Origin of the sequence: Shewanella gelidimarina (assembly GCF_023283945.1) — a bacterium.
Taxonomy (GTDB): domain Bacteria; phylum Pseudomonadota; class Gammaproteobacteria; order Enterobacterales; family Shewanellaceae; genus Shewanella; species Shewanella gelidimarina.
On the sequence record NZ_JAKIKW010000018.1, the window covers coordinates 83,365 to 97,930 of the forward strand.

The 14,566-nt window shown below is 42.9% G+C and carries 15 protein-coding genes; 5 read left to right on the plus strand and 10 right to left on the minus strand.

Going from position 1 to position 14,566, the window contains the following annotated elements:
- Positions 1 to 29: 29 nt before the first annotated feature.
- From L2729_RS15240 to L2729_RS15270, 7 genes are all read right to left on the minus strand, one after another.
- Positions 30 to 836: a hypothetical protein gene (locus tag L2729_RS15240; protein WP_248989037.1), complete on the minus strand. Its 807-nt coding sequence runs from the start codon at positions 834 to 836 to the stop codon at positions 30 to 32.
- Between the two features lie 88 nt (positions 837 to 924).
- Positions 925 to 1,542, minus strand: a complete 618-nt coding sequence (gene ribA / locus L2729_RS15245; protein WP_248989038.1) for a GTP cyclohydrolase II — start codon at positions 1,540 to 1,542, stop codon at positions 925 to 927.
- A gap of 223 nt (positions 1,543 to 1,765) precedes the next feature.
- Entirely contained in the window at positions 1,766 to 2,122 is a 357-nt protein-coding gene (locus tag L2729_RS15250) for a YibL family ribosome-associated protein (RefSeq protein ID WP_248989039.1), read from the minus strand.
- A 136-nt stretch (positions 2,123 to 2,258) separates the two neighbouring features.
- Complete coding sequence (nrdG, locus tag L2729_RS15255; protein ID WP_101089265.1) at positions 2,259 to 2,723, minus strand: anaerobic ribonucleoside-triphosphate reductase-activating protein; 465 nt, start codon at positions 2,721 to 2,723, stop codon at positions 2,259 to 2,261.
- 66 nt (positions 2,724 to 2,789) lie between these two features.
- The gene (gene nrdD / locus L2729_RS15260) at positions 2,790 to 4,907 is read right to left on the minus strand and encodes an anaerobic ribonucleoside-triphosphate reductase (protein ID WP_248989040.1); all 2,118 of its coding nucleotides are present in this window, start codon (positions 4,905 to 4,907) and stop codon (positions 2,790 to 2,792) included.
- 455 nt (positions 4,908 to 5,362) lie between these two features.
- Entirely contained in the window at positions 5,363 to 6,049 is a 687-nt protein-coding gene (locus tag L2729_RS15265) for a hypothetical protein (protein WP_248989041.1), read from the minus strand.
- An 81-nt stretch (positions 6,050 to 6,130) separates the two neighbouring features.
- Complete coding sequence (locus tag L2729_RS15270) at positions 6,131 to 6,583, minus strand: MarR family winged helix-turn-helix transcriptional regulator (RefSeq protein ID WP_248989042.1); 453 nt, start codon at positions 6,581 to 6,583, stop codon at positions 6,131 to 6,133.
- A gap of 179 nt (positions 6,584 to 6,762) precedes the next feature.
- Here L2729_RS15270 and L2729_RS15275 point away from each other — a divergent pair, with 179 nt between their 5' ends.
- Positions 6,763 to 7,761: an NADP-dependent oxidoreductase gene (locus L2729_RS15275; protein ID WP_248989043.1), complete on the plus strand. Its 999-nt coding sequence runs from the start codon at positions 6,763 to 6,765 to the stop codon at positions 7,759 to 7,761.
- Between the two features lie 101 nt (positions 7,762 to 7,862).
- Here L2729_RS15275 and rssA read toward each other — a convergent pair whose 3' ends face one another.
- Entirely contained in the window at positions 7,863 to 8,837 is a 975-nt protein-coding gene (gene rssA / locus L2729_RS15280) for a patatin-like phospholipase RssA (protein ID WP_248989044.1), read from the minus strand.
- 250 nt (positions 8,838 to 9,087) lie between these two features.
- Here rssA and L2729_RS15285 point away from each other — a divergent pair, with 250 nt between their 5' ends.
- On the plus strand, positions 9,088 to 10,431 hold the full coding sequence (locus L2729_RS15285) for a DEAD/DEAH box helicase (protein WP_248989045.1): 1,344 nt from the start codon (positions 9,088 to 9,090) through the stop codon (positions 10,429 to 10,431).
- Between the two features lie 67 nt (positions 10,432 to 10,498).
- Here the strand turns inward: L2729_RS15285 and L2729_RS15290 are convergent, their stop codons facing one another.
- A complete protein-coding gene (locus tag L2729_RS15290) occupies positions 10,499 to 10,945 on the minus strand; it encodes a YHS domain-containing (seleno)protein (RefSeq protein WP_248989046.1) in 447 nt (148 codons plus the stop codon).
- Positions 10,946 to 11,195: 250 nt separating this feature from the next.
- Here L2729_RS15290 and L2729_RS15295 point away from each other — a divergent pair, with 250 nt between their 5' ends.
- The 3 genes from L2729_RS15295 (at position 11,196) to L2729_RS15305 (ending at position 12,993) form a co-directional block, all read left to right on the plus strand.
- On the plus strand, positions 11,196 to 11,639 hold the full coding sequence (locus tag L2729_RS15295) for a DUF3010 family protein (RefSeq protein ID WP_248989047.1): 444 nt from the start codon (positions 11,196 to 11,198) through the stop codon (positions 11,637 to 11,639).
- A 95-nt stretch (positions 11,640 to 11,734) separates the two neighbouring features.
- On the plus strand, positions 11,735 to 12,241 hold the full coding sequence (locus L2729_RS15300; RefSeq protein WP_248989048.1) for a M48 metallopeptidase family protein: 507 nt from the start codon (positions 11,735 to 11,737) through the stop codon (positions 12,239 to 12,241).
- A gap of 338 nt (positions 12,242 to 12,579) precedes the next feature.
- Complete coding sequence (locus tag L2729_RS15305; protein WP_248989049.1) at positions 12,580 to 12,993, plus strand: hypothetical protein; 414 nt, start codon at positions 12,580 to 12,582, stop codon at positions 12,991 to 12,993.
- A gap of 133 nt (positions 12,994 to 13,126) precedes the next feature.
- Here the strand turns inward: L2729_RS15305 and L2729_RS15310 are convergent, their stop codons facing one another.
- Positions 13,127 to 14,413: a peptidoglycan DD-metalloendopeptidase family protein gene (locus tag L2729_RS15310; protein WP_248989050.1), complete on the minus strand. Its 1,287-nt coding sequence runs from the start codon at positions 14,411 to 14,413 to the stop codon at positions 13,127 to 13,129.
- Positions 14,414 to 14,566 lie beyond the last annotated feature (153 nt).

The following is a 14,566-nucleotide window of genomic DNA, read 5'->3' on the forward strand; positions in this document are numbered from 1 at the left end:
AGCCTTTTTTAGTGCTGTGAGATTTCCCGCTATATCGGAAAATCAAATATAAGTCGCCAAACCTGTACCCCATCACCAGTACGATAACTAACTCCAAACCGGCTCATATTAAACAGATCCCATCCGACCGGTTTTGAAAAAGCCAAGGTTATCCCAGCTTCAAAACTGTTGGTCACCAAAACATCTTCCTCAAAAGGCGTCACAAACCTAAGTTTGTCAAAGTACCAGTAACCTGCCACAAATAGTCTTGGCTCAATGCCAATGTCAGCGACTTGAAAATGAAAATTAGTGCCAATATCCACACCAGATTGAATCGCTGAATAAGTTTCATTGGGGGCGTCATCAAGACTACGATAGCCGGCAAAGAATATACGATTAACCCAAACGGGTTTTGTATCCTTAAGCTCAAAATCAAGTAAGCTCGACATCCCTGCTGAGTAGATAATCACGTCATTGCCATTGGTGGTGTTCGTACCAACACCTAAGTCTACATATGACTGAAACTCATGGGTCTCAGAGGTGTTTATTCGATATTCTATGCCAGGGGTAAAAGTGGCGGTGCCAACACTGCTTGGAAAGTCACCATCAGGAATATCACTCCAAGTAAAGTTGTAAAAACCGAGTGATAATGGCGTGCGTAGCACTAAGGATTCAGTTTCTGTTCGCTGAAGGTCAAAGCTTAAAGGGATATTGATAACCGTCGCATTTTGCCCAGAAGTTCGGTAAACACCGCTTCCTAAATAATTAGCAAATGCATAATGGCTGTAGTCCTTTTCAGCATTGGCTGGCAGGACAAAAAGAATCAGTAGAATTGAAAGGTAACGCGAAAGGGCCATAAATTAAATGTAAACTTAACTGGTCTCTAATTGATAGCCCTGAATATAGCGGTATAACCAAGGAAAATCCACGGTTAATAATTGCTGCCTAGTCTTTATCTTCCTCGGTAAAATGATACTCTGACATCATATGACCTAATTCTGTCGACTTGGTCTTAAGGTAAGCTTCGTTATAACGGTTCTTACCGACTTGAAGCGGGACACGCTCAACAACCTCTAAGCCAAAGCTTTCCATCGCTTTTACTTTTCTCGGGTTATTGGTCATCAATCTAACCTTGCTGACACCGATTTGTTCCATCATTGGAATAATCATGTCATATTTACGCATATCTGCAGCAAAACCTAGACGCTCATTAGCCTCTACAGTATTTGCTCCTTGATCTTGTAACTCATAGGCTCTGATTTTATTCAGCAACCCAATACCACGCCCTTCTTGGCGTAGATAGAGGATAAAGCCCTGACCTACTTCAGCAATATTTTGCATCGCTGTTTGCAGCTGAAAACCACAATCACAACGTAAACTGAAAAGCGCATCACCGGTTAAACACTCGGAATGAATACGACCTAAAATAGGACTTTCGGCATCAAATACGCCCAATGTAAGCGCAACGTGCTCTTTACCTGTCTCGCTATCTTCAAAGCCGTGCATTTCAAAAACACCCCAAGGTGTTGGCAATTTTGAAGACGCGATATATTTAATCGACATGATAAAACCTTAACGACTACTCTCATTCCCTAAGACTGCAGAGAATCCTGATAAAGATATTAATGTGGATGAAAACTAACGTCGAGCGCTGCAAAAGTGTAAAAACCAACCATTTCTAGCTAATCAATTAGCACTATACGAGCGTGATAGCGCAGCATAAGCTGCGCGCTCAAACATAAACTTGAAGCGGCTCACTAAATGAATAAATTAGCTTACTGTTTGCTTAAAATTCTTTCGCTGCAAAACCAGTAACTTGCTTTATACCCATTTCACGACCAAGTGCAGTCATAGGGTGAATAACCACTAATCCTTTAACTGACTTCTTCAGTTTGCCCATGTCAGCTTGCTCTTCTTTAGTCAGTACACGACTAAATTTAAGATCTTTAACCGTTGATCCTTCTTTGCCTAGCTCACGATTTTGCTGCTTTTTAACGTTAGCAATACGCTTCGTTAAAGTGGCAATCTCACGTTTAAACTGGATAATGATCCCTGGATCTTCGCGCTTTTCAGCTGCTGCCAACTTACGACCAAATTTATCGAGCTTATCGTTGAGCGTTTGCAGCTCCTGCTTTAAATTCATTTACAAACCTTAAATTCAAATCTAAATAACATATTTAGAAACAAAAACAGCCTCAAAAAAAGTAATTGATGCTGTTTGTCATTATTGCCTCATTATAACAGCATATAGCGCAATATTACCTAGGTTTATGCTTAGCTTATCTTAGATAATGGATCACTTGGTTACTACTGCCTCGAAAAACTAAACTTGGATCAGCAAATGATTGTTCGAATTTGCCATCAACAACCACATTGACCAGATCAACCACCGCTTGTTGTTCTATGGTTAATTGTTCGAGTAAATAGCCCGTCCACAGCCAAATATCTTTACCTGGACATTGAGATTTCACCCGTTTAACCAGTTTTAAAATTTCTGCGACATTGCCAGGGAAAAGTGGATCACCACCAGACAGGGAAAGCCCTCGTCTTTTTATACGAGTATCATTTAGGTCATCAATAATGGTCTGCATCATTGGCTCATCAAACTGATGGCCAGAACACGGATTCCACGTCGATTGATTATAGCAGCCGCGGCATTGATGCTCACAACCTGAGACAAACAGTGTTGCTCGAGTCCCTGGGCCGTTAAGCACATCGGTCTGATAATATTGATGATAGTGCATAATAAACTCTTCCTTAACAAAAAGGTGCCAATGACGGCACCTCGTTTCGTTCTCGCAGGCCTTAAATTAAAGGTGCTTAATTCGGCGCTTAACCTCTTCTTGCTTACCATAGTTAAATGGTCTTGCATCTGGGCTACCTAGGTAGCCACATACGCGACGAGTTACCGACACTCGGCTTGGCTCGTGGTTACCACATTTAGGGCAAGTAAACCCTTTACTCGTACACCCAAATTCACCGGTAAAGCCACAGTCATAACACTCATCTATCGGCGTATTGGTGCCGTAATAAGGCACTCTTGAATAGCTGTAATCCCAAACATCTTCCAATGCTTCAACATTGTTTTGCATGTTAGGAAACTCGCCATAACAGATAAACCCGCCATTGGCGATCTCTGGATAAGGTTGCTCAAAATCTATCTTATCGTATGGGTTAACTTGCTTTTCAACATCTAAATGGAAACTATTGGTGTAATACCCTTTAGATGTCACGCCTTCAACAACTCCGAAGGCTTTTGCATCTAGATTACAAAAACGACTACACAAGTTTTCACTTGGCGTGCTGTAAAGACTAAAGCCGTAACCTGTCTCTGCTTTCCATGCGTCGGTGGCAGCTTTTAGGTACTTGATCACTGCTACCGCTTTTTCGCGCAGTTGAGCACTGTCGTAAACATGTGTTTCGCTGCCGTAAAGTGCATTGATGGTTTCATGCAAACCAATGTATCCGAGAGAAATTGACGCGCGGCCATTCTTGAAGATCTCAGAGACATCATCATCTGCACGTAGTCGTACGCCACATGCACCTTCCATATACAGGATCGGTGCAACACGCGCTTTAACGCCGTCTAAACGAGCGATACGAGTATCTAATGCTTTACGGGCAATGAGTAAACGCTCATCCAAGATGCGGTAAAATTCAGCTTCATCGCCATGTGCTTCAAGTGCAACGCGCGGCAAATTCAAACTGACGACACCAAGGTTGTTACGCCCTTCATGTACCAGTTCTCCGTTTTCCTCAAAAGTCCCGAGGAAGCTACGGCAACCCATTGGCGTTTTGAACGAACCGGTCACCTTTTCAACCTGCTCATAGTTAAGAATATCAGGGTACATACGTGTTGTTGCACACTTCAATGCCAGCTGTTTAATATCGTAGTTACAGTCACCCGTTTTATGGTTAATACCATCACGAATAGCAAAAACTAACTTAGGAAAAACCGCTGTCTTACGGTTTTTACCTAAACCAGCAATACGCACTTGCATCATTGACTGTTGGATCAGGCGAGATTCCCAAGAGGTCCCTAAACCAAAACCAAAAGTCACAAAAGGTGTTTGGCCATTGGCGGTATGCAGTGTATTGACTTCATATTCAAGCGACTGAAATGCGTCATGGCACTCTTTTTCAGTCAATGAGATAGCAAATGCTTTGGCATCTGTAATCCCCCACGTCAGCGCGACTTGGTAATGTTTGTTATAGCTTTTGGTGACAAATGGCGCTAGCACCTCATCAATACGGTTAATCGTGGTGCCGCCATAAATGTGGCTGGCAACCTGCGCAATGATCTGTGCTGTCACGGCAGTCGCTGTCGAAATTGATTTAGGCGTTTCAATCTCCGCATTGCCCATTTTGAAGCCTTCGGTCAACATGCCACTAAGATCAATCAACATACAATTGAACATCGGGAAGAATGGCGCGTAGTCTAAATCATGGTAGTGAATCTCACCTGACTCGTGGGCTGCAACGACATCTTTTGGCAAGATGTGGCATTTGGCATAATGCTTAGCAACAATACCCGCCAACAGATCACGTTGAGTGGGGATCACTTTTGAATCTTTGTTAGCGTTTTCGTTCAATAGCGCCGCATTGCTCTGCTCAACTAAGCCACGGATCTCTTGATTTAGTCTGCTACTGACTTCACGATTAACATCTCTATCATGGCGATATTCAATGTAGACTCGCGCTAATGATTTGTATGGCCCTTCCATCAACAAGTTTTCCACGGCATCTTGAAGAGCGTGGATATTTATCTCATCTAATGTCGCCACCGAATCGGCTGCTTGTCTCGCGACAGATTCTGCATAAGCGGTGTCATCAATACCTGCCGAGTTAGCAGCTGCTATCACTGCGTCTCTAATCCTTGTTTCGTCAAAAGGCGTACGGTAACCATCCCGTTTAATAACCACTGGCATTGTATAATTCCTCTTCTACATCATCGACAAGCAACACTACATATAGTGGCACTTTTATTCTAAATCACAATATGTAGCGCATTAAGCTATAAAAAGACGAGAAGTACTTTGATCCAGATCATTATTTTAAACAACGAAGATAATAAGAAAAAATAACTGGGAACGATCACGCTTATCTAAAAATATGCCCTTGACGATGGCCTATAAGCGAGCTAGTGGCAGTATAAAATAGGGATAAATTGTGGATAAATAAACAAGCACCTTCGTTGCCTATTTTTAACGCTCTGTTGAGGCTGCTGGTATTTGACTAATATGAGTAAGCGACAACCGATTTATGCGGTGTTAACGAGCGGATGTTACTGTTAATGGGGTTAACGCTACTAATGACGACCTCAACTTTTAACCAGTGAAGCCATCAAAACAATCTGCAAGAGGTTAACTAATAACCAACGACATTAATGCTGTTTTGCGAGTGCCAAATAACTGTTCAACTGACCCGATGCTTGTTGATGCTCACCTGTCATTGAGGCCAACTGCATCAAAGACTTTATGCCCTGATATTGATGCTTCTGTTGATCAGTGAGTGTTCGGTCAGACCCTAGCAAAGCAGTAATATCCGTGGCAACGCGATTCGCTTTTTGTGCAATGGCAGGAGATTGAATTGAATCCATCGTGCGCATAACCCATTTTGCTTCATCTAACGTCCCTGCCAGATCTCTATCTTCATCACTGTTAGTTAGCGTCGCGCGCTGTTCGTCAATAAAATCAGCTAATGACTGTGCTTCTGTGGGCGGAATATCAAAGCCACTATTCGTTAGACGGTTCAGTTGCCCATCGGACAAAATACCGTCTTTGTAGAGCCGCTGAATAAGGCTGGGCAATTTTTCAGAGCTGAAACTGCCATCTTGAAAGAAGTCTTTCGCCATGGCTTCTATTTTCTGCGCCCGCTCAGCGCGGCCAGATAACACTAAGCCATGATCATCTTTAGTGACGGTATTTGTTGATGAAGCTGATGCGTCAGTATTTATGCCTTGGATGCCTGTAGCGCTACCGACTCCCGCTTTAGTGCCTGACACACCATATGCATCTGCCAGCACTGCGCCGCTATTTACAGGGTTATTGATACTACTAAGTGGGTTCATCGTCAAAAATTCGGCACTGATTTAGTCATAGTGTAACTAAAGCAGGAAACGTGCCGTTTTTTTGATGATAAAATTGACTGCTTACTTTTGGTTCAATTCCGCGGTTAAGGTCAAGCAAAGTGTACGCAATGATTCAATATCTTGCTCACTCATGCTGACTTTTTCAAGCAAGGTATTTTTTTGTGCAAGCGCATCGGCTTGCAGAGCGAAGCCCGCTTTGGTAAGTGCGATAACTTTTTTACGCTCATCGGTTTCATCAGCCAAGCGTTGTAAAAATAACTTGCTCTCTAAACGCTTAACGATGGGCGTCAATGTGCCCATATCCAGACGAGTCGCGCGCGACAGCTGGGTCATGCTTGCTCTATCTTGTAGCCACAATGCTTGCATCACCAGATACTGCGGATAAGTGAGTTCATACTGATCCAATAAAGGGCGGTAAGCGCGCATAAGTGCGTTCCCTGCGGTATACAGAGCAAAACAAACATTATCCGACAGACATGCTTCGGTATCATTATTTGACACTTTGTTTTTCACTTCGACCTTCACTATCTTTATTAAGTACTACAATTTTACCTGACTCCCCTTAACAAAACTAGCTGATCGCATTTTATTTTGCGCAGAGTTATTTTGCGCACAAAGTATTTGCATAAGTTTTGGCGGTTAGTTATGATGCAGACAATTACTTTGCGCACAAACAAAAATAAAGGCTCATTATGAACGCTAAGCAAATTCAACTAAAATCTCGTCCTGAAGGGTTACCTAACGCCAGTAACTTTACCGAAGTAGAAGTGACTTTACCGGCCATTAAAGAGGGTGATTTTCTTGTCAAAAATTCATGGATGTCGGTTGACCCCTACATGCGTGGTCGCATGGTTGATAGAAAGAGCTACATCGCTCCTTTTCAAATAGGGGCCGTATTAGAAGGTGGTGCTGTTGGCGAAATCATTGAATCTAACAATGTTGAATTTCCTGTTGGCAGCATGGTTAATAGCATGCACGGTTGGCGCAGCCATTATGTTAGCGATGGCACAGAAATAACCCGCCTACCGCAAACTCCTATCAACGAATCACACTTTCTAGGTGTCCTCGGTATGCCGGGCATGACCGCTTGGACAGGTCTTAACCGCATTGCAGAATTAAAATCGGGAGAAACGTTATTTGTCTCTGCCGCATCTGGGGCTGTTGGCAGTATCGCGGTGCAGATTGGTAAATTAATGGGCGCACGAGTTATTGCATCAGTAGGCTCAGATGAAAAAGCTGAGCATATCAAATCATTAGGTGTTGATGCGGTGATCAACTACAAGACCTGTGGTGATTTAAGCACTGCATTGGCGGCAGCGGCACCAGAGGGTATCGATGTCTATTTTGAAAATGTGGGTGGCGAGCATCTAACGGCCGCATTAAACAATATGAAAGACCATGGCCGTATTGCCGTGTGTGGAATGATTTCACAATACAACGATACCGTACCCACCCCAGGACCAAGCAATTTAGCATTGATCATAATGAAGAAGCTAAAAATAGAAGGTTTCATTGTGTTTGAACACTGGGCTCATTATCCAGAGTTCGCTAAGCAAATGGGCCAATGGTTAGCTGAAGGAAAAGTGACAGCAGAGCAGACTATTTATGAAGGGTTATCAAGTGCGCCAGATGCCTTTATCGGTCTATTTGAAGGTAAAAACCGCGGCAAGATGATTGTAAAACTGGCTTAATTCGTTAAGAAACCAGCATACTTCATGCGTTAATATCACACTGAAAAACAGTGACATAAAAGGGCCTTTTGGCCCTTTTATTACAACCAAGTTAAGATTATTTAACGGTATGGTGCCAATGCAGCTTCAATAAGGTGTGCTACTTGCTCCACTGCCGCTTCACCTGCCGCAATAGCTTCCTCCGCGCGATGAAACTCCATAGTACCGATATCACCAAGATCTGGCACGATACAAATATCTGGTGGATCGCCCATTAGTCTCGCCCGCTTATGGCGCTGTTCTAGTATTTCCATCGACTGTGACATCACCGCCAGCATACCGGGATTGGGATTAATATGACCGCCTGTTTTGTTACTAGGAGAAAACTTATCCGTTAAGCCGGTAATATAATCTCTTCCGCGCGCAAGCAGATCGGTAAAGCCCAATTCTTGATGCTTCTCTGCTTCCGCAACTTCTTGGTTTGTCGGCTTATTACTTTTCATGTTGACTGGCAACACTTGCATACGCCCACGGCGAAGCCCGTGAAGGTCAACCGCAATAACAATATCAACACCCATTGCTCGGCTTACTGATACTGGAACAGGATTCACCACCGCGCCATCCACCAGCCAGCGATCGGCCACTTTGACTGGCGGTAAAATACCAGGCATAGAACATGAAGCACGCACTGCATGGCGTAGATCACCTTCGGTAAACCAAATTTCTTGACCGGAATAGAGATCAGTTGCTACCGCGGTGAAGGGTTTTTTAAGATCTTCGATCTGCATGTCGCCCATCCGTTTTTGCAACACATCAAACACTTTTTCGCCGCCAATCAGCCCGCCTTTTCGCCAGCTCAGATCCATCAAACCTAATACGTCCCAGCTGCTAAAACTTCTCACCCAGGTTTCTAGCTCATCAAGATGATCATTAGCATAGGCAGCCCCCACGACTGCGCCGATAGAGCAGCCAGCAATTTTGTCGGGATAGACACCCATTTTAGCCAACCCATTGAGCACCCCAATATGCGCCCAACCTTTAGCGGCACCGCTGCCTAAAGCAAGTCCAATTTTAACTGAATTTTTATTATCCGACACGCGTTGCGACTCCTACAAGCTAATTAAGATCGAGTGACTCTTTTGTAATACGGCGCTATGTTACGGTATTACGGCCGCCAATTTTAAACTGATTTAATCTTACTTAGTGAACTCTATCGTGTTGTGCATCCATATTCAGCTTGCCACCCGCCTATTTCGACCGCTTTGGCATAAACTTAATGGCTAATCGTAGCCCTGCTCTATCTATCTAGGCTATAATACTCGGTCAGATTATTTAAGGAGTTCACCTTTGCCATTCACCGATTTTTCACTGGATCAACGTCTTTTACAAACGTTAAAGCACATGGGTATAGACACCCCAACAGAGATCCAGGAACAAGCCATCCCTATTGCCCTTGCAGGCAAAGATATAATGGCATCATCTAAAACAGGTTCAGGCAAAACCTTGGCGTTCTTGCTACCTGCGATGCAAAGGATGATTTCGTGTAGAGCATTGAGTAAGCGCGATCCACGCGTTGTTATTTTGCTACCGACTCGAGAGCTTGCTACCCAAGTCTATAGCCAACTGCGTTTACTAGTCGCCAACACCCAATATAAAGCCACCAAAATTCTAGGCGGTGAAAACTTTAACGACCAAGCAAAAGCACTTGCTCGTGATCCACACTTTGTTGTGGCAACGCCAGGTCGTTTAGCTGATCATCTTAAGCAACATCACTTGCACCTTAATGGGCTTGAGTTGCTCATATTAGATGAAGCCGATCGTATGTTAGATTTAGGCTTTGCTGAACAACTTAAGCAAATTAACAATGCAGCAGATCATAAGCGTCGTCAAACATTGATGTTTTCCGCCACGCTTGATCATGGCGATGTCAATGAAATTGCTGCAGAGCTGCTTAAAACACCGGAACATGTCTCTATTGGTGCGGGTAATTTAGAGCACAAAGACATTACTCAACGTATATTCTTATGTGATCATCTTGATCATAAAGAAGCACTACTATCGCGGATCTTAAAAGATGAGCAGCAAAAGCAGATCATCATCTTTACTGCGACAAGATCCGATACAGAGCGCCTCGCTATAAAACTTGCTGAAGAAGGTTTTAAAACGGCATCACTCAGTGGTGAGTTAAAGCAAACCGCTCGTAATCAAATCATGGATGAGTTTAGCCGCGGTTTGCAGCAAATATTGGTCACTACCGATGTTGCTTCTCGTGGTCTAGATCTACTCAACGTATCATTAGTGATCAACTTTGATATGCCAAAATTTGCTGAAGAATATGTACACCGCATTGGTCGTACAGGCCGTGCAGGCGCTAAAGGGGACGCTGTTTCACTCGTCGGTCCTAAAGATTGGGTTAACTTTACTCAAGTACAAACTTTCTTAAACAAGAAGTTTAGCTTTAGCGAGCTTGAAGGATTGAAAGGTAAGTTCACTGGTTTAAAAGCCAAGCCGCAGAGCAAGAGCAAAGCTAAACCTGCCGCCGCTAAGCAAAAAGCCACCACAGCAAAGAGAAAGTCAGCGGCAAAAGCAACCGCTAACCGCGATAGACGCTTTGCAACGGGTGTTGATATCGGTGATGCCCCTATGCTTAGAAAACCTAAATCTAAGCTACAAGACACCCCAGAAGATTAAGCTACAGCTTTATTTTGAACCGCTGTAATAAAAATCGCGATGATAGTTATCTATCATCGCGATTTTTTTATGGGTGTATTTTATCTAACCAATGCTGATCTGCTCGCGCAATATACAGCTCAGTCTCTTTAAGCCAAGTTTCTCTCACGCCAAGGCTGTAGTTCAAGTAGAGTTTATTCTCCAATATTGTGAATGCGTTTGGGTCAGTATCCACCACAAATCCTTTTGACATACCGTAAGCGCAATACCCACCGTACTGAGGCACATACTGTTGCTGATCTTGTTCGAACATTATTCTGTGTTGCTTGCTGCTGAAAAGCCACTGTACATTGTTGTAATGACTAACATATTGCACTTTGCCTTTAACGGGTTTGCCCTCGGTAAAATACGCCACCACATCGTAACCATTTGCCGCGACCCCTTTGTCTTGAAAAGTAGGTTCCCCGCCTAAACTTGTGCAGCCCACCAATACCAAGCTCAATAAAAGTGTCGTTAATTTAAATGCTAATGTCATCGCTACCTCCTCTTTCCCTATACGAGAGTTACTGTGTCTTCTGTATCGCCAAACGACCTGAGAATGCTCGTTTCAGAAGCTTGGGTATATATAAGACCGAATCTGGCCCTTAGGTATTTCACTTACGATTAACTTTGCTGGAAAGTCGTACAGCAAAAGTAAATTTATTTTCAATTGCTAGCGCTAAACGCTGACCAGTGACAAAAATAACGCTACAATATGCGCAATATTGTTATTTCGAAGGTTTATCATGAAAGTTTGTGGCGTAGAGTTAAAAGGTGGCGAAGCCATCATCAGTTTATTAAGTTATGAAGGCGAAACCTACAATGTGCCTGATTGCCGTCAGAAATCATTCGCTATTTCAAACTCAGCACAAACGGACGATATTCGTGAGTTTCACTTTGCATTTAGTAAACTTTTAGAAGACTACCGTGTAGATGAAGTCGTCATCATTGAGCGAGAGCAAAAAGGTAAAGGCGCTGGTAGCGTCACGAGCTTTAAGCTCGAAGCCGTGATTCAAGTGATTGGCGTTCCAGTGACGTTTATTTCTCCAGTCACCATTAAAGCACAGCTAAAGCGTAACCCGCCACAAGTTGACTTTGAAGGACTAGACCTAAAGCGTTTTCAACGAAATGCTTTTGATGCTGCTTATGCATCTCACAACTGCACTATCTTCAAAAGAGAAGAAGACTAATCAGTCGTTGAGGACATAGTACTAGGGACATTAATCTTCAGTAAATGAAGATAAGCTGCTTAAAAAGCGGCTGTCCCTAAAAACTGATAGTAATTATGCAAACATTAACCTACCTAAATGGCTACCAAGCCGAGATCCAGCAGCAAGTACAAACTTTATTATCTCAGGGGAAATTGGGAGAATTTTTACTCAAAAGACATCCTGAAATACACACTGTGAGAACAGATAAAGCGCTGTATGAATACACCATCGCCATCAAAAACCAGTATTTGCGCAAGTCACAACCCTTATCTAAAGTTATTTTTGACGATAAAATATCGCTTAGCCATCAAGCATTGGGTCTACACTCTTACGTTGCCCGTAAGCAAGGTGCCAAGATTAAGGCGAAAAATGAGATACGTATTTCCTCTCGTTTGAAAAAGGTGCCGGAAGGTTTACTTAGAATGGTCGTGGTACATGAACTTGCACACTTGAAAGAGAAAGATCATAACAAAGCCTTCTACCAGCTATGCTGCCACATGGATGGTGACTACCATCAATTAGAATTTGAATTAAGGCTGCTACTGACCTTAATTGATGCAGAGCAAAACCCATACTGCTAGGGGCTGTTGATCTTTCGAGCTTAGTTTTTGTTCGAATTCAATGATTTTAGTACAAGGCTTGAGCGATGATGCTTAGCTGGCTAAGCGAAAAGCTGGTAACGCAGTAATAAAAGCATTGAAACGAACCCTAAGGGCCGCGCTTCTTGGCTATTTTTACTGTGTTGTAGGCTATTTGTGGAGAATAACTAAACGACATAGCCTCCGCCTTGTCAAAATAGCCAATAAACTGCGGCAAAAACAACCGTGAAAGATCAACAGCCCCTAGTTTAACTAACACACTTTAATTGATAACGATTTTCATTTACAATGCAGACACTTGATTTAAAGAGTGAGTTGTTATGGGCGAAAAGCACTGCAGTTATCAGCAAAAATACCAACATAAGCTGGCAAAGTCGCAGCATAAGCTGAATTTCTATCTGTCTTTAACTGAAATAGATTGCATTAAGCACGAGATTTCCGTGAATAAACGCTCAGCCAAAATCAATAAATATCAGCTAAAAACACTCAAATACCAAGCGAAGCTAACCAACATCAGTGCTGTACCACAAACTGCTATTGCCTATACCAAACTGCATAGTGCCAATGATAATGGTGCTTTTACATCACTCAGATTAATAGACAAGCTAAGCCTTAACAGTGCTAATGTATTTTATCATCCCTATAAAGCAAACCCTTGTAAGAGTTGCCCTGCTTTAAGAGGTAAAGATTGCCTATGCGCAATAAAGCAACAGCAGCGACAACAAGCATTATAACACCGCGATAGTTTGCGGCCGGTTATCACCTTAACGATGCTAATCGTTAACCCTTTAAAATGAAAAAACCATCTAATGATGGTTTTTTACGGATCGTCACTCGTTGTTCTCAAAAGCTAAGCCGATAGCCCGGTTAGACTTGGCCCATCATTATTTTTCGCACTTTAACTAATTGCTCAAAAGTACCCATCTGTTTTTTGGATAGCTGATTTGCCATCCGGATCTTAGCTTTCATTGGGTTCACTGGTCGGCCATTGATATGAAATTCATAGTGCAAATGTGGCCCAGTGATCCGCCCAGTATTACCCGATAGCGCAATCACCTGCCCACGAGAGACTCGCTGACCTTTGTGGACTAGCGCTTTTGATAAGTGCAAATAGCGCGTACGGTATTTATTGCCGTGATCAATCACTACATATTTACCTGCATAACGATGATCAGTGACCAAAGAAACAATACCGTCTCCAGGTGCAATAACCTTAGTGCCGATAGGGGTGGCAAAATCAGTGCCGTTATGGGGAGAGTTACGGCCAGTAACAGGGTGATGACGGTTAGGGTTAAAGCTTGAGCTAATACGGTAATTTCGCTGAAGAGGAATACGTTGAAAGGCTCTTGCTAAGCTTCTACCCTGTTCATCATAGAAATTACCATCACTAAACTGATAGGCATTAATGCTACTGCGTCCACGGTCAATTGTGACGCCTAAAATGTTACTGCTACCGGTCGCAACGCCATCAATAAATTGATCGTTCATCAGTACCGAGAACTTGTCTCCGGCGCGAAGGTCACGAGCAAAATTGAGCTTTTCTTTTAATAGCGATTCAACGCGTTGGATCTCGGCCGCATTTAGGCCCATTTTCTTAGCTGAAAGGTAAAATGAGCCATTAATCTCACCCACAACACTGCGATTACGCCATATGCCTTCGATGTGAATCTCATCGACTTTAAATGAGCCATCATCAAAACGGCTATAGGTCACTTGCCTTGCCGCACTAAAATAGAGCGAGAGTTTTTCTAATTCGCCGGCGTCATCGAGCCAAAACTGGATCTGGTTACCTGGCATTAAAGTATCGAGTGCCAGTACATTTAAATCGGCTTCTAATACGCGATACATGGTTTGCTGATCGACACTACCTTGCTCAAATAAGCCACTTAATGTGTCGCCTTTCACAATCACTTTTTCAAACTTAGGAGTGTCGAGCAGAACACTTGCTACTGGTGAAGGAGATGAATGCGAAGACAGCGCTTCGATATCCAATTTCACTGCAATGCGTTGCGACAGTAACGGTTGATTTTGGGGGAGCAAAAAAGATGCACCAAACAACAACACGGAACCAATTAAGATTTTTCGGTGCAGAGAAGGCAAAGCTGCGAAACGAATAACCGACAATTTTAAAAAAGAAAATTTACCTGACTGCAACCTAATCCCAACCTTGAATTATTATTTTTTTCATTCATACCAAATGCCTCCTATTATTGAAGGCTGATGTCAATTTATACCAAATAATTGGCTTTATATGAACTCTTTCAGTGCACAAATTTGCAATTTTATTGCATGAAAAAACGCAGAATG

Bases quoted from the DNA above. Each gene is read 5' to 3' on its own strand.
- L2729_RS15240 (WP_248989037.1), bottom strand. From the start codon at position 836: ATGGCCCTTTCGCGTTACCTTTCAATTCTACTGATTCTTTTTGTCCTG.
- ribA (WP_248989038.1), bottom strand. From the start codon at position 1,542: ATGTCGATTAAATATATCGCGTCTTCAAAATTGCCAACACCTTGGGGT.
- L2729_RS15250 (WP_248989039.1), bottom strand. From the start codon at position 2,122: ATGAATTTAAAGCAGGAGCTGCAAACGCTCAACGATAAGCTCGATAAA.
- nrdG (WP_101089265.1), bottom strand. From the start codon at position 2,723: ATGCACTATCATCAATATTATCAGACCGATGTGCTTAACGGCCCAGGG.
- nrdD (WP_248989040.1), bottom strand. From the start codon at position 4,907: ATGCCAGTGGTTATTAAACGGGATGGTTACCGTACGCCTTTTGACGAA.
- L2729_RS15265 (WP_248989041.1), bottom strand. From the start codon at position 6,049: ATGAACCCACTTAGTAGTATCAATAACCCTGTAAATAGCGGCGCAGTG.
- L2729_RS15275 (WP_248989043.1), top strand. From the start codon at position 6,763: ATGAACGCTAAGCAAATTCAACTAAAATCTCGTCCTGAAGGGTTACCT.
- L2729_RS15290 (WP_248989046.1), bottom strand. From the start codon at position 10,945: ATGACATTAGCATTTAAATTAACGACACTTTTATTGAGCTTGGTATTG.
- L2729_RS15295 (WP_248989047.1), top strand. From the start codon at position 11,196: ATGAAAGTTTGTGGCGTAGAGTTAAAAGGTGGCGAAGCCATCATCAGT.
- L2729_RS15300 (WP_248989048.1), top strand. From the start codon at position 11,735: ATGCAAACATTAACCTACCTAAATGGCTACCAAGCCGAGATCCAGCAG.
- L2729_RS15305 (WP_248989049.1), top strand. From the start codon at position 12,580: ATGGGCGAAAAGCACTGCAGTTATCAGCAAAAATACCAACATAAGCTG.